This window comes from Aliiroseovarius sp. D2-2 (genome assembly GCF_055809455.1).
On record NZ_CM147913.1, the window covers coordinates 945,340 to 959,677 of the forward strand.

The following is a 14,338-nucleotide window of genomic DNA, read 5'->3' on the forward strand; positions in this document are numbered from 1 at the left end:
GAGCCCCCCATGTCGCTTAAAGTTGCCATTCAAATGGACCCGATCGATCACGTCGATATCAATGCCGACAGTTCATTCCGCATCGCCGAAGAGGCTCAGGCGCGTGGGCACAGCCTTTTTTACTACACGCCTGATCAGCTTAGCTATCGCGAGGGGCGCGTCATGGCACGCGGCTGGCCTCTGACTGTTCGACGTGAGCAGGGAAATCACTTCACCCTTGGCGAATTGCAGGATGTAGACCTTGCCACAATGGACGTGGTCTGGCTTCGGCAGGATCCGCCCTTTGACATGGGCTACATCACAACAACCCACATTCTGGATATGGTTCACCCCGACACGTTGGTTGTGAACGACCCGTTCTGGGTGCGAAACTACCCGGAGAAGCTGTTGGTTCTTGAGTTCCCTGACCTGACGCCACCAACAATGATCGCGCGTGATTTCGCCACGCTGAAATCATTCAAAGACGCGCATGGCGACATTATTTTAAAGCCACTTTATGGCAATGGTGGTGCGGGTGTGTTCCGTCTGGACGACAATGATCGCAACCTTGCGTCGCTGCACGAGCTGTTTGCTGGTATCAACCGCGAGCCGCTGATTGCTCAGAAATTCCTGCCTGACGTCTCGAACGGGGATAAGCGTATTATCTTGGTCGATGGCGAGCCCGTTGGCGCGATCAATCGTGTGCCAGCTGCGGGTGAAACCCGTTCAAATATGCATGTGGGTGGGCGCCCTGAAAAAGTTGGTCTGACCGAGCGTGATCGCGAAGATCTGCGAGGCGATTGGCCCGCTTTTGCGTGAAAAAGGCCAAGTCTTTGTAGGCATCGATGTGATTGGCGATTACCTAACCGAAATTAACGTGACCTCGCCCACGGGCATTCAAGAGCTTGAACGCTTTGATAGAACCAACGTGGCCGAAAAGATCTGGCAGGCGATCGAGGCACGCCGCGCATGAGCTGGCTGCGTCGCCCACTGAACCTCTGGCTGCGCTTGACTGAGCGACCAGCGCTGACCCGTGCCACGCCTGAAACCGTGGGCCGGGTGCGGCGCCGGTTCGAGACGGTGACACGCTTGTCGCTGCATCCGCCGCGCGGCTTGCAATACACATGGCACGACATGGCCCGTCCGGTGATGGAAATTGATCCGGGTGTGGCTGAGGACGCGCCAATCCTTCTGTATTTCCACGGCGGCGGCTACTTCTTTGGCTCGCCCCGCACCGTGCGCAACATGGTCGGGCGTATTGCACGGGATGCTGGCGCGCGCGCCTTTCTACCCTCCTATCGCCTCGCGCCCGAATATCCGTTCCCTGCAGCCCCGGATGATGCGCTTGCGATCTATAAAGAGGTCATTGCAGCCCATCCCGACCGGGCTGTTATTGTTGGAGGGGACAGTGCCGGTGGTGGATTGGCGCTGGCTTTGCTTGCGCAGATCGTTGCTTTGGACTTGCCGAAGCCCGCGCTGACCATCGCGTTGTCGCCTCTGACCGATTTGACCTCAAGCGGTGCGTCGATCCGGGACAACGACAAGACCGAAGTGGTCTTGCCGGCCGAACGAATGTCTGAGCTTGCTGCCTACTACCTTGATGGCGCGGATGCGCTTGACCCGCGCGCAAGCCCTCTTTTTGCGACATACACAGGGGCGACGCCTGTCTTGATCACAGTCAGCCGGTCCGAGATCTTTTTGGATGACGCCCGCCGAATGGCTGCGTCGTTGGAAAAACAGGGTGTGTCTGTGGATTTACAAGAAGACGACGGGCTTGCGCATGTTTGGCAGATGTTTGCAGGGCCTTTGCCTGAAGCCAACAAATCCATCAGCCGGATTGCGCATGCGATTAAGCGTGCAGTGGACGATCACGGGAATGGCGTGACAAGGCGATAGCCCAACGCTTCGGCAATATGGCCGCGTTCGACGCAATCTGCCCCGTCCAGATCTGCGATTGTGCGCGCAACACGCAAAACGCGGTGATATCCGCGGGCGGATAGGCCAAACCGATCGGCGGCTTTGTTCAGGATATCACGCCCTTCTGCGTCTGGCGTGGCAACGCGTGTCAGCAGATCCCCTTCGATATCGCAATTTGTTGTAACATCTGGCTGGTCGGCATAGCGCTGCGTCTGCCGTTCACGTGCAGTGGCAACCCGTTCAGCGATGACCGACGATGGCTCTCCGGTTGCAGGAAGATCGAGGTCTTGGAAGCTGACGGGCGGGACGTCCAGCCGCAGATCAAATCGGTCCAGAAGTGGCCCGGAAATTTTCTTCATATAGTCCTCACCGCAGATCGGTGCGCGGTTACAAGCACGCCCGGCATCGGTCAGGTATCCGCACTTGCAGGGATTTGCTGCGGCGACCAGCAGAAAGCGGCTGGGATAGCGTAAATGCGCATTCGCGCGCGCCACCGTCACGTCGCCCGTTTCCAATGGTTGGCGCAGCGTTTCAAGCGTTTGACGATTGAACTCTGGAAACTCATCCATGAACAACACGCCATTATGCGCCAAGCTAATTTCGCCGGGTTTGGCCCCGCGCCCTCCGCCCACAATTGCCGCCATAGACGCTGTATGATGCGGCGAACGGAAGGGACGTGTTTGCGAAATACCACCCGCATCCAGCAAGCCGGACACAGAATGGATCATCGAGGTTTCGAGCGCCTCGCGCGCGGATAAGGGCGGCATGATGCCGGGAAGGCGGGCTGCAAGCATCGACTTGCCCGAACCAGGCGTCCCGATCATCAATAGATGATGGCGGCCAGCTGCCGCGATTTCCAGCGCGCGTTTGGCGCGTTCCTGCCCCTTTACCTCGGCCAAGTCTTTGAATGTCGTTTCAACTGTAATCTGGCCCGCAACGGCAGGTGCGATGGGCGATTGTCCAGTAAAATGCTGAAGCACCGCCGCCAGACTTTCGGCAGCCAGAACCTTGGTGGCATCAATCCATGCAGCTTCGGCCCCGCAAGGCTTCGGGCAAATCAGGTCCAGTCCTTTCTCCGCCGCTGCAAGTGCCGCGGGCAGGGCACCCAGAACAGGTATCAACGAGCCATCCAGAGACAGCTCGCCTATGGCCAGCGTATTTGCCAACTCGTCCCGCTCCAGCATTCCTGCTTCAGCCAAAAGCGCCAGCGCGATGGGCAGATCAAAGTGGGATCCTTCTTTGGGCAGGTCTGCAGGGGACATGTTGATTGTTATTTTGCGAGGGGGCAGCGCCACGGACATGGCGGCCAAGGCTGATCGGACGCGTTCGCGCGCCTCGGACACCGCTTTGTCGGGCAGTCCAACGATCGAGAATCCCGGCAATCCGGGGGATAGGGCGCATTCGACTTCGACGATGCGCGCATCGATGCCTTCAAATGCCACTGTGCTGATACGTGCCACCATGATCCAGCCTGCCCCTTGTTCTTGAGCAGGCTAGATTGCCATGGTTAGCAAAACGTTAATTCCGGCGTTCAGGCGTTGTGAGCAGCCACCATTTCCATGAAGGCGGGCCAAGCTTCGGAATCGCTTATGGTTTTGTCGCGACAGCCGGGATTGCAAAACCCCCAGACCTGCCCATTCAGCTCAAGGAAATCCGTGACGGGTTTGCCTGAATAGGGACACACCTCGTTGATCGAAGGACCCTCGGATTGGGATGCATCGAGGGGGGAGGGACCGGGCCAATCCGCCAAAGGCAATCCTTCGATATAGGGCACGGGGTCATAGGATTTTAAAAGCCCAATGGCCCGCCAGCGGCGAAATGCAGGGTCAGCAAGATGAGCTGCGACATAGTCTTGTGCCGCCTCACTTACGGGCAATCCAAAGCCCGCAATCCGCGCCGCGACCGGCGCATAAAACACGTCCGCGAGCGAATAGTCTCCGAAAAGCCATGGGCTATCCTCGCAACCAAATTGCTTCCAAGCAGTGTTCCAGAGCTCTTCAATCCGAAGTAGGTCAGTATTGACGTCGCGACTTACGGAAAACCCCTCGACAACTCCCAAAAGCTGCATCGGGCAATCGTTTCGCAGGGCTCCAAAGCCAGAATGCATCTCGGCCACCAGCCAGCGCGCCAAGGCACGGGCGGCGGGGTCTTTGGGCCACAGCCCAGCCTCAGGGTGACGTTCGGCCAACGTTTCTGCGATGGCAAGAGTATCGCCAACGGGTGTTCCGTCGGGTGTACAGATTGCCGGCACGAACCGGGCCGGAGCAAGCTTTTCAAGGTCTTGCTTCAATGTACCACTATATAGTCCAGCTAAATGCGTGCGGTGGGGGATGTTGAATTTCTCAAACATCAGCCAGCCGCGCAAGGACCAGCTCGAAAAACTCTGGTCACCGATATAAAGGTCATAAGTCATTGGCTCAGGTTAGCGATGAAAGCGACCGGCGCAATTTCCTTTTTGTGACGGGCAGGATCACGGCAGATGATTAATCTGCCCAACGGACCAGCGTATTCCGTCCCAGTCCAGCCGTGTAACAGACAGGTTATCTATCTTGTGGCTAAGGGCCTGGTAGGCGGTCAGATCGCCTGCGATAGCGATCTGGGTTAGGATCACGCCGAAATGGGCGACGGCCACGATGTTGCGGTGATCGCTTTGGTTCAAGCCGTCCACCACAGCTGTCACACGCGCAGAAAGCTGGTCCCAGCTTTCGCCCCCCGGCGCTTCGTGGTCGCCGGGCGTTTCCCAAAAGGCCCGCGACAGCTTTGGGTCACGCTCTGATACTTCCTGCCACCCCAATCCATCCCATTCACCGAAATGAAATTCGCGCAAATCGGGGTGATGCGGCAGACGTGTTCGCCCGCCTCCGATTGCATCCGCCGTGTCCGATGCGCGGATCAGATCACTTGAAATCACTGCGGCGCGGTCTGGCAGATGATCTGATAGCCGCGCCAGAGCCGCAGTATCCGAAAGATCTGCTGGCAAATCGCGCCAGCCCACCATGTTTTTGGCATGCGTTGGACCGTGGCGTACCCACCACCATGTGACGGGTTTGGTCACGGTGCACCGTTGGGCAACACACCCTTCAGTGCCAAGGGCAAGCCGGCCATAACTGTGATTGCCAGATCCGCCTTTGCTGCGATGCGTTGGTTCAGCTCGCCCTGCGCCTGTCTGAACCGGCGCGCTAAAGCGTTTTCGGGTACAATCCCAGCGCCCACTTCATTCGAGACGACAACAACCGGGGCCGCGCAGTCGGACATGGCTTTAAACAGAGTACCTTCTGCGTCGCCCAGATTGGTCTCGGCAAACAATTGATTCGACAGCCACATGGTCGCGCAATCGAACAAAACAACCTCGTTCTCCTGCGCGCAGGAAAAGGCGGCAGATGCGTCTAGCGGTGCCTCGATCGTGCGCCATCCGTCCCCCCGTCGCGTTTGGTGACGAGCGATCTTGTCATCCATTTCGGCGTCGAAAGATTGTGCGGTGGCGATATAAAGCATCGGACGTCCGGTGCCCAAGACCAGCCGTTCGGCATAGTCCGATTTGCCCGAGGCCGCGCCGCCTAATACAAGGGTCAGAGGGGGAAGTTTCATACTCATGCCTCCGAGGTGACATTGCGGCATATGGCGCGTCAAGTTGAAAGCCCTTGCCGGGGGTGATTGTTGCAGCCTAGCTTGTCATCATGAAAGCCCTTTTATGTGCCCTGATCACTTGCGCATCCCCTGCGTTTGCCCAATCCCTTGATGTAAATGCCGACGATCTGTCGCGCTTGAAAGCGGCTGATGTCGTCATCATTGGCGAGGTGCATGACAACCCCACTCATCACGCCACGCAAGCGCAAATCGTGGAGGAACTGCAACCCGCGGCGCTGGTGGTTGAGATGTTAATCAAGGCTGATGCAGACGCGCTGGCGCAAGACCCCAAGGCTTTCGCTGCGCGCTGGGCGGAAATTGGGTGGCCTGATTATAAGATGTATTTGCCGATTTTTGACGCTGTTCGCAGTCAGGATCCCCCCGGTGCGATCATCGGCGCAGGGGTGTCGCGTGATGTGGCAAAGGCGACCTATTCGGATGGGGTTGCTGCACATTTCACAGGCGACGCGGTGGCTTATGGCTTGAACCAACCGTTGATGGAAGACCAATACGCTGCTCGGATTGAGCTTCAGTTTCATGCCCATTGCGAAGCGATGCCGCGTGAGATGCTTGGTGGAATGATCGAGGTGCAGCGCCTGCGTGATGCTATTTTGTCCCTGCGCGTGGTGCAGGCTGTTTCTGACACTGGCGGACCGGTGGTGGTTATCACCGGAAACGGCCATGCACGTAAAGATTGGGGTGTGCCTGCCTACTTGGCGCGCGTTGCGCCGGAATTGACGGTGATCTCTGTCGGGCAGGGCGAAGATGGTGTGCTGACCGAGGGTGGGTTTGACATCGTTTTGGACGCTCCTGCGCCTGAACGTCCTGATCCTTGTGATCAGTTCAAATAGCACCTGACCATTGAAAGGCAGGCCGTGCTCCCGTAACTGTTTGATTGTACTTCAAAGGGGATCCCTATGCTGGCTGGCAAACACATCCTACTGATCATCGGTGGTGGCATCGCCGCCTTTAAATCGCTTGATCTGACCCGACGGCTGCGTGAACGCGGGGCCGAGGTGACGCCCGTGATCACCAAGGCAGGGCAGGAATTCGTGACGCCGCTATCCGCTTCTGGATTGGCAGCGAACAAAGTCTACACCGATCTGTTTGATCTGACCGACGAGGCCGAGATGGGCCATATCGAGTTGTCGCGCGCGGCCGATCTGGTCGTCGTCGCCCCCGCAACGGCGGACCTTCTGGGCAAGATGGCCGGTGGTCTGGCGAATGATCTGGCATCGACACTTCTGATGGCGACAGACAAGCGGGTGTTGGTAGCGCCAGCCATGAACGTCCGTATGTGGGAACACCCCGCCTGCCAGCGTAATGTTGAAACCTTGAAAGGGGATGGCGTTTTGTTTGTTGGCCCGAACGACGGCGCAATGGCGTGTGGCGAGTTCGGCCCCGGCCGTATGTCCGAACCGCTTGAGATCGTCGCAGCCGTTGAAGCCGCCTTGATGGATGGCCCCTTGAAGGGCAAGCACATCCTTGTGACCTCTGGCCCAACGCATGAACCCATCGATCCGGTGCGATATATCGCCAATCGGTCCTCGGGTGCGCAGGGCACCGCGCTGGGCCGCGCGCTTGCTGCATTGGGGGCTGACGTGACGTTTGTGACTGGGCCAGCAGATGTGCCGCCGCCAGACGGCGTGAATGTGGTGAAAGTGCAATCGGCCAAAGAAATGCTGAAAGCCGTGAAGGCTGCATTACCTGCTGATGCCGCGGTTTTCGCCGCTGCCGTTGCTGATTGGCGCGTGGCGTCTGCGTCGAGGAGCAAGATCAAGAAAGACGCAAAAGGCAGCTTGCCTGTGCTGAAGTTCGCAGAAAACGCGGACATTCTGGCCACAGTCGCCCAGATGAAAAAGGGCCGCCCGCCTTTGGTTGTGGGATTTGCCGCTGAAACTGATGACGTGATGGTCAACGCCACGTCGAAACGGGAGCGCAAGAAATGCGACTGGATCGTAGCCAATGACGTCAGCCCGGAAACCGGGATCATGGGCGGCAGCGAAAATGCTGTGACGCTGATCACGGAAGACGGCGCTGATGTATGGCCTCGCATGGGTAAAGATGACGTCGCGCGTCAGCTGGCAGCCCGAATTTCCGATGCGCTGAAAGGGAAGAAGTGATGCCCGTGATCAAGGTTCTGCGTGACGAGGGCAGCGACCTCGCAATCGCACTTCCATCTTACGAGACTTCTGGGGCGGCAGGTGCAGATCTGCGTGCAAACTTGCCTGCGGATGATCGTGCCAATGGCTTGGTGCTTGCGCCAATGGAACGTCGGATTGTTCCTACTGGCCTGAGGGTGGAGATCCCGGCGGGGTATGAGATGCAAGAATCCGCCCGCGTTCAGGCCTTGCCGCCAAACATGGGGTGACGCTGGCCAATGCACCGGGCACGATCGATAGCGATTATCGCGGCCCATTGGGTGTCATCTTGATCAACCTAAGCGCTGAGCCTTTCACCGTAGGCCATGGCGATCGCATTGCGCAGGCCGTGATCGCACCCGTGGTGCAGGCCGAATACGTATTGGTCGACGCGCTGGGCGATACCACACGCGGTGCTGGCGGCTTTGGCTCAACAGGTCGGGGCTGACATGCTTTGGGTTCTCTTGGCGCTATTGCTGATTTGGTTGGGCGGTAGCTATCTGAACTTCTCGAAATCTCAGCGTTGTGATCCTGACGGCGCTTATGGCTGGGGTGATCTTGCTAAGCTTTTCGGTTTTGCCTGAGGGCAATCTGATCACCGCCGGATTGGGCGGCAACTTTACCATCTGGGCAGTTTTCTTTGCAGGCATCGGTTTGGCCGCGCTTTACGGCCGAGGTTTGGCGTGGCTCAAAGCGCGCGTTCCTGATGCGCCGGGTTCCAATTCGGATGACGACGGCCCCTTCACAGACACAGAGCTTGACCGCTACGCGCGCCATATCGTGCTGCGCGAAATCGGTGGCCCCGGACAGGTGGCCCTGAAAAATGCGCGTGTTCTGGTGGTCGGGGCAGGTGGGCTTGGTTCGCCCGTACTTCTTTATCTGGCAGCGGCAGGCGTGGGCACGATTGGCGTTATCGACGACGATGTGGTCGACAATTCGAACCTGCAACGGCAGGTGATCCACCGCGACGCGGATATTGGAGTGCCCAAGGTGTTTTCGGCCGAGGCCGCGATGCGCGCCCAAAACCCTGCCATCGAAGTTCACCCATATAACCAGCGTCTGACGGATGACATTGCCGACGATCTGTTGGCCGAATATGACCTGATCCTTGAGGGCTCGGACAATTTCGAAACCCGCTATTTGGTGAACCGTATCGCGGCCAAGCTGGGCAAGCCCGTCATTGGTGGCGCGCTCAGCCAATGGGAAGGGCAGGTGTCGACGTTTGATCCTGCAAACGATGCCCCCTGCTATCAATGTATCTTCCCGGAAGCCCCTGCACCGGGTCTGGCCCCCAGCTGTTCAGAGGCTGGCGTCGTCGGTCCATTGCCAGCCATCATTGGCGGCATCATGGCGATGGAAGCGGTGAAAGAGATCACCGGCGCTGGCGAAGGTCTGCGCGGACGTATGCTGATCTATGACGCCATGTATGCAGAGATGCGCGTGATCAAAGCGAAGCGGCGCGTTGGGTGTGAGTGCTGTGGCTGATCTGTCTTTAGAGCGTCTGGCAATCGCGGATGCCCCGGCATTGTTCTTGTTCGAAAAGCGCAACAAATCATGGTTCGAAGCGCATGTTGGACCGCGCCCGGATATCTACTGGAACCTGTTCCGCCTGACCGAGCTGGTCCACGAGCAGGTCGAAGCAGGCGAGCTGATGTTTCTTTTGAAAGACAGGGGCCAGATTGTTGGACGCGTGAACCTGACGGGTGTCGAGGCACGCGTGGCACAGCTTGGCTATCGGATCGGGCAGGAACAGGCGGGGCGCGGCACGGCCACGCACGGGGTTGCGTTGCTTATCGAGGAAGCACGCAATCTTGGCCTTTGGGCGATTGAGGCGCGCGTGAAACTGGACAATCCGGCATCCATGCGGGTTCTGCAAAAGAACGGCTTCCACGCGACTGGAAGCGATGTGATTGATGACTTCGAATGCAAAACATTCCGCCGCGATCTAGATCTGGACTGACAATATCGTCTTCGCGTCTGGCATTTCCGCATTTGGCCCCATAGGTTTCCGACAAAGGAGATCCCCATGACCAACCCGCTTCTGTCCGTTTGGGACACACCCTTTAATTTGCCTCCGTTTGCCAAGATCAGTGACGCTGATTTTGAACCGGCCTTCCATGCTGCATTGGACGACACCCGTGTGGCCATTGCCGCCATTACGGACAACGCGGACGCGCCTAGTTTTGCCAATACGATTGAGGCGTTGGAGCTTTCGGACGCGCCGCTCGACCGAGTGTTGGGCGTGTTTTACAACGTGGCAGGTGCTGACAGCAGCCCCGTGCGTGAGGAATTGCAACGGAAGTTTTCGCCTTTGCTGGCTGCGTTCTCAGCCGAGGTGACAATGAACGCGGCGCTTTTCGACCGGATCGATACCCTCTGGCGTCATATGGATGAGCTTGGCCTGTCCTCCGAACAACGCCGCGTTTTGAAGCTGACCCGTCGTCGGTTTGTCCGGTCTGGGGCGAAACTTCAGGGTGCGGATCGGGATCGGTTGAAAGCAGTGGCTGAACGTCTTGCAATGCTGGGCACAGATTTCACCCAAAACCTTCTGGCGGATGAACGCGCATGGCATATGGAATTGTCCGAGGCTGATCTGGAAGGTCTGCCCGGATTTGTCGTCGACGCCGCGCGTGGGGCCGGGGCTGACAAAGGTCTTGAGGGCCCGGCGATCACCTTGGCACGATCCGTAATCACGCCGTTTTTACAGCACTCACCGCGCCGCGACCTGCGCCAGCGTGCTTATGAGGCCTATGTTTCGCGTGGCGCGAATGGGGGTGATACGGATAACCGCACGATCGCGACGGAAACGCTGCAACTGCGCGAAGAACGCGCACGTCTTTTGGGCTATGACAGCTTTGCGGCCTTCAAGCTTGAGACCGAAATGGCGGGCACCCCCGACCGGGTGCGTGATCTTCTGATGCAAGTCTGGGAACCAGCGCGCATTGCCGCCCTGAAAGATGCGGCCACAATGACAGAAATGCTGCATGCGGACGGTCACAACGACGAATTGGAGCCGTGGGACTGGCACTTTTACGCGGAGCGTCGCCGCGAGGCCGAGCATGATCTGGACGAGGCTGAGATCAAGCCATATCTGCAACTCGACCGGATGATTGAGGCGTCTTTTGACACTGCAAATCGTCTGTTCGGGTTGGAATTCGCACCGCTTGATGTGACGCTTTATCACCCGGATGTCCGTGCGTGGGAGGTCACGCGAGGCGGCCAGCACATTGCGGTCTTTGTCGGGGATTACTTTGCGCGCGGCTCGAAGCGATCAGGGGCTTGGTGTTCTGCGATGCGCAGCCAGCAAAAGCTGGAAGGTGACATCCGCCCGATCGTCGTGAATGTCTGCAACTTCGCCAAACCCGAAGAAGGACGCCCGGGGCTTTTGTCTTGGGATGATGCGCGCACCCTTTTTCACGAGTTCGGCCACGCATTGCACCAAATGCTGTCTGACGTAACCTATCCGTCAATCTCGGGAACCTCGGTCGCACGTGATTTTGTTGAGCTGCCCAGCCAGCTTTACGAACATTGGCTGGAAGTGCCCGAAGTTCTTGGCAAGTTTGCGACCCACGCCGACACGGGCGAAGTCATGCCCAAGGCTCTGCTCGACAAGCTTATTGCGGCCTCGACCCATGACACGGGTTTCCAAACGGTGGAGTTCCTGTCCTCGGCACTGGTGGATCTTGATTTCCATGATGGTCCGGCCCCTAAGGACCCGATGCAGGCGCAAGCCGAAACACTTGAACGGATCGGTATGCCCGGCGCGATCAGAATGCGCCACGCAACCCCGCATTTCGCTCATGTCTTTGCAGGCGATGGCTATTCGTCAGGGTATTACAGCTACATGTGGTCCGAGGTGATGGATGCCGACGCGTTCGAAGCCTTCACTGAAACCGGCAATGCGTTTGACTCGGATATGGCCGCGAAGCTGGAAGCGAATATCCTGTCCAAAGGTGGCTCGGTCGAGGCCGAGGACCTTTACAAAGCCTTTCGTGGGCGCATGCCGGGTGTCGAGCCGCTGTTGAAAGGTCGCGGGCTGGCTTAGCTTTTTTGGGGGTCGTCCGGGTGCGTTTCGACCCCCACCGGATCCTTGTGGATCAACACATCCGTGTTTGGGTAGGCGTGAAGAATGGCGCGACGCAGGCTGGCGCCAATGGAATGGGCGGCGTCCAAAGTCTGGCTTCCATCCAATTCAATATGCATGTTGATAAAGGTGATCGAGCCCGCGCGGCGGGTTTTAAGGTCATGAAACCCATGTACACCGGGATGTTCACTGGCAATCGCTTCGACACCTGCAATCAGGTCCGGGTCAGCTGCGCGGTCCATCAGCGCATCCCACGCTGTTTTGAAAATACGGATCGCGCCGACGGCCAGCATGATAGCAGCGCCAATTGCGACCACGCTGTCGATCTGCTCCATCCCGAACCAAGCTGCGGCCCAAAGCGATAAGATCGCACCAATGTTTGGAATGAGGTCACCAAGATAATGAAGGCTATCGGCCTTCACGACTGCTGATCCGGTGCGTGTGGCCACGTGGCGCTGCCAAAAAACCAGCACCAATGTTAGCACGATGGATATCACCATGACGACAATGCCGCTTTCGTGCGACATGATCGGGGCGGGTTCCCCCGACAAAAGCCGGGCAATTGCGGCCCAGGCGATAATGCCAGCTGAAACAAGGATGAACAGGCTTTGCCCCAAAGCGGCCAAATCCTCGGCCGAGGAATGGCCGAAGGCGTGATCCTCATCGGCAGGGCGGGACGCATACCAAATTGCAGCTAGCGCCCCAAGTGACACCATCAGGTCCATCGCGCTGTCCGCAAGCGAGGCCGCTACAGACAGGGCCTGCGTTTCGCCCAGCGCCCACAGCTTCAATGCCACAAGCGTCACCGCCACAAGAGCAGATGCCATTCCGGCAGAAAGGTTCAGTTTGGTGCTGTGTGAGTTACTCATATCACTGGGCTAGCGTATTGCTTGCCTGATACGCAAGGTGAAGAACCCCGCTACTTGACCTCTTCATCTGGTCCGACACCCCAGATGACGTCTTTCAGTGTCCAGCCCCGGATGCCGTCAGCCTTCAATCGGCACCAAGCCGGACCACAGCTTTCAATCCGGGCTACCACACCCGCCTCAAGATAGGCGTTGATTTGGCTTTCAGGATCAGCGCGGCTGTAAAGTGGCATCAGATCGTTGTCCACAATAGCAGTGCGCACACCTGATAGCAGCGAGTAATGAACCCAGCCCCCGACGCCATCACGGTCTTGCACCTGACGCCAGTGTTCGAACTCACCTATTACTCGCAACGGCATCCCACGCTGTTTGAACACCCAGTCAATCCGGTGCCGCAGTGATGGACCGCGACGGACGTTTCCTTCAGACCCTTTCAGGGACACGAAACGCGGAATCGGAAGGTTGGTAACAGCCCCACGTTCCTGCTGAACCTCGGGCTGCTCAGCGGGCTGCTCAGCGGACTGGGCATGGGCAGATTGCGTGCCCAGAAAAACCGCCAGCACACATGCTGCGAAACTACTGCCAAATCGAATACTCACACCGATCTCCTGCTGCTCGTCTCCGCCCGCGCAATTTTATTTCGCTTGCGATCCGGAGAGAGCTTGTACCTTGCCTCGTTCCTTGTCACTTTGGCAGGGAGATGCGCAAAAGAAAAGCCGCAGGGAGGGCTCGCATGAGTGCTGAACGTCTGAGTGTTGTCGTGACGCGACGGTTGCCCAAGGTCGTTGAGACCCGGATGATGGAACTGTTCGACGTCGAGCTTCGAGACAATGACCAACCAATGAGTCAGGCAGAGCTCGCAGATGCCATGAAGCGCTGCGATGTTTTGGTGCCGACTATCAATGACCAGATTGACGCAAATATGTTGGCAGGGGCCGGTGAACGGCTGCGCTTGATTGCCAATTATGGTGCTGGCGTCGATCACATTGATATCGGAACTGCCCGAGAGCGTGGCATCTTGGTGTCCAACACGCCGGGTGTGTCCGCCGATGACACGGCAGATATGGCCATCGCGCTGATTCTTGCAGTCACGCGGCGGTTTCCGGAAGGTATTCGGGTCATGTCCTCGGGTCAGTGGGAGGGATGGTCGCCCACCGCGATGCTGGGTCGTCGCATTCAGGGACGGCGCGTTGGTATTCTGGGGATGGGCCGCATTGGTCAGGCCGTGGCCGCCCGTGCGCGTGTTTTTGGCATGCAGGTGCACTATCACAACCGCAAACGGCTGCACCCCCAGATCGAAGAGCAGTTTGAGGCAACCTATTGGGAAAGCCTTGATCAGATGGTTGCGCGGATGGATGTCATCTCGATCAATTGTCCGCACACCCCATCCACGTTTCATTTGATGAACGCGCGGCGTTTGAAGCTGATGAAACCGGACGCGGTGATCGTGAACACCTCGCGCGGGGAAGTGATCGACGAAAACGCGCTGACACGCATGCTGCGCGCTGGTGAAATCGCGGGGGCTGGGCTGGACGTTTACGAACATGGGAATGAGATCAATCCCCGTTTACGTGATCAGCCGAACGTGGTGGCGCTGCCTCATATGGGATCAGCCACCGTAGAAGGTCGTGTTGAGATGGGTGAAAAGGTCCTGATCAATATCAAAACCTTTGCGGATGGTCATCGTCCACCCGATCAAGTTGTGCCGGGGCTGCTTTAATCAG

Annotated in this window: 14 protein-coding genes and 2 pseudogenes; 10 read left to right on the forward strand and 6 right to left on the reverse strand. The window is 58.0% G+C overall.

The genetic code is table 11. From position 1 onward, the window contains the following. Positions 1–9: 9 nt before the first annotated feature. Together gshB and AC0L6A_RS04670 are read left to right on the forward strand one after the other, a co-directional pair. Positions 10–952, forward strand: a pseudogene (gene gshB, locus AC0L6A_RS04665) (glutathione synthase). Beyond that, positions 949–1,875, forward strand: coding sequence for an alpha/beta hydrolase (locus AC0L6A_RS04670; protein ID WP_473292512.1), 927 nt, complete (start codon positions 949–951; stop codon positions 1,873–1,875). Before gshB ends, AC0L6A_RS04670 begins: the two are co-directional and overlap by 4 nt. On the opposite strand, the gene AC0L6A_RS04675 is transcribed toward AC0L6A_RS04670, so the two are convergent. The 4 genes from AC0L6A_RS04675 to cobU all read right to left on the reverse strand — a co-directional run bounded on the left by AC0L6A_RS04675 (position 1,848) and on the right by cobU (position 5,484). Beyond that, positions 1,848–3,359 (reverse strand): YifB family Mg chelatase-like AAA ATPase, encoded by a 1,512-nt coding sequence (locus AC0L6A_RS04675; RefSeq protein WP_473292513.1) that lies wholly within the window; start codon positions 3,357–3,359, stop codon positions 1,848–1,850. The two genes, AC0L6A_RS04670 and AC0L6A_RS04675, sit on opposite strands and share 28 nt — an antisense overlap. A 68-nt stretch (positions 3,360–3,427) precedes the next feature. Continuing rightward, positions 3,428–4,309, reverse strand: coding sequence for a glutathione S-transferase (locus tag AC0L6A_RS04680; RefSeq protein ID WP_473292514.1), 882 nt, complete (start codon positions 4,307–4,309; stop codon positions 3,428–3,430). 57 nt (positions 4,310–4,366) lie between these two features. Next, positions 4,367–4,951, reverse strand: coding sequence for a histidine phosphatase family protein (locus AC0L6A_RS04685; protein WP_473292516.1), 585 nt, complete (start codon positions 4,949–4,951; stop codon positions 4,367–4,369). Further along, positions 4,948–5,484: a bifunctional adenosylcobinamide kinase/adenosylcobinamide-phosphate guanylyltransferase gene (gene cobU / locus AC0L6A_RS04690; RefSeq protein ID WP_473292517.1), complete on the reverse strand. Its 537-nt coding sequence runs from the start codon at positions 5,482–5,484 to the stop codon at positions 4,948–4,950. The genes AC0L6A_RS04685 and cobU overlap by 4 nt, the downstream gene beginning before the upstream one ends. A gap of 89 nt (positions 5,485–5,573) precedes the next feature. Here cobU and AC0L6A_RS04695 point away from each other — a divergent pair, with 89 nt between their 5' ends. The 7 genes and pseudogenes from AC0L6A_RS04695 to AC0L6A_RS04725 all read left to right on the forward strand — a co-directional run bounded on the left by AC0L6A_RS04695 (position 5,574) and on the right by AC0L6A_RS04725 (position 11,709). Next, positions 5,574–6,374: a ChaN family lipoprotein gene (locus AC0L6A_RS04695; RefSeq protein WP_473292518.1), complete on the forward strand. Its 801-nt coding sequence runs from the start codon at positions 5,574–5,576 to the stop codon at positions 6,372–6,374. A 66-nt stretch (positions 6,375–6,440) separates the two neighbouring features. Further along, complete coding sequence (gene coaBC, locus AC0L6A_RS04700) at positions 6,441–7,646, forward strand: bifunctional phosphopantothenoylcysteine decarboxylase/phosphopantothenate--cysteine ligase CoaBC (protein ID WP_473292520.1); 1,206 nt, start codon at positions 6,441–6,443, stop codon at positions 7,644–7,646. Next, positions 7,643–8,112: pseudogene (gene dut, locus AC0L6A_RS04705) on the forward strand (dUTP diphosphatase). Before coaBC ends, dut begins: the two are co-directional and overlap by 4 nt. Before the next feature lies 1 nt (position 8,113). Then, positions 8,114–8,248, forward strand: a complete 135-nt coding sequence (locus AC0L6A_RS04710; RefSeq protein ID WP_473292521.1) for a hypothetical protein — start codon at positions 8,114–8,116, stop codon at positions 8,246–8,248. Then, positions 8,208–9,149 (forward strand): HesA/MoeB/ThiF family protein, encoded by a 942-nt coding sequence (locus AC0L6A_RS04715; RefSeq protein WP_473292522.1) that lies wholly within the window; start codon positions 8,208–8,210, stop codon positions 9,147–9,149. The genes AC0L6A_RS04710 and AC0L6A_RS04715 overlap by 41 nt, the downstream gene beginning before the upstream one ends. Then, positions 9,142–9,624: a GNAT family N-acetyltransferase gene (locus tag AC0L6A_RS04720; protein ID WP_473292524.1), complete on the forward strand. Its 483-nt coding sequence runs from the start codon at positions 9,142–9,144 to the stop codon at positions 9,622–9,624. The genes AC0L6A_RS04715 and AC0L6A_RS04720 overlap by 8 nt, the downstream gene beginning before the upstream one ends. A gap of 66 nt (positions 9,625–9,690) precedes the next feature. Continuing rightward, a complete protein-coding gene (locus AC0L6A_RS04725) occupies positions 9,691–11,709 on the forward strand; it encodes a M3 family metallopeptidase (RefSeq protein WP_473292525.1) in 2,019 nt (672 codons plus the stop codon). Here the strand turns inward: AC0L6A_RS04725 and AC0L6A_RS04730 are convergent. Both AC0L6A_RS04730 and AC0L6A_RS04735 read right to left on the reverse strand, forming a co-directional pair. Next, on the reverse strand, positions 11,706–12,617 hold the full coding sequence (locus AC0L6A_RS04730) for a cation diffusion facilitator family transporter (protein WP_473292526.1): 912 nt from the start codon (positions 12,615–12,617) through the stop codon (positions 11,706–11,708). The two genes, AC0L6A_RS04725 and AC0L6A_RS04730, sit on opposite strands and share 4 nt — an antisense overlap. 50 nt (positions 12,618–12,667) lie before the next feature. Next, on the reverse strand, positions 12,668–13,213 hold the full coding sequence (locus AC0L6A_RS04735) for an SH3 domain-containing protein (RefSeq protein WP_473292528.1): 546 nt from the start codon (positions 13,211–13,213) through the stop codon (positions 12,668–12,670). A gap of 134 nt (positions 13,214–13,347) precedes the next feature. Here AC0L6A_RS04735 and AC0L6A_RS04740 point away from each other — a divergent pair, with 134 nt between their 5' ends. After that, positions 13,348–14,334 (forward strand): 2-hydroxyacid dehydrogenase, encoded by a 987-nt coding sequence (locus tag AC0L6A_RS04740; RefSeq protein ID WP_473292529.1) that lies wholly within the window; start codon positions 13,348–13,350, stop codon positions 14,332–14,334. Positions 14,335–14,338 lie beyond the last annotated feature (4 nt).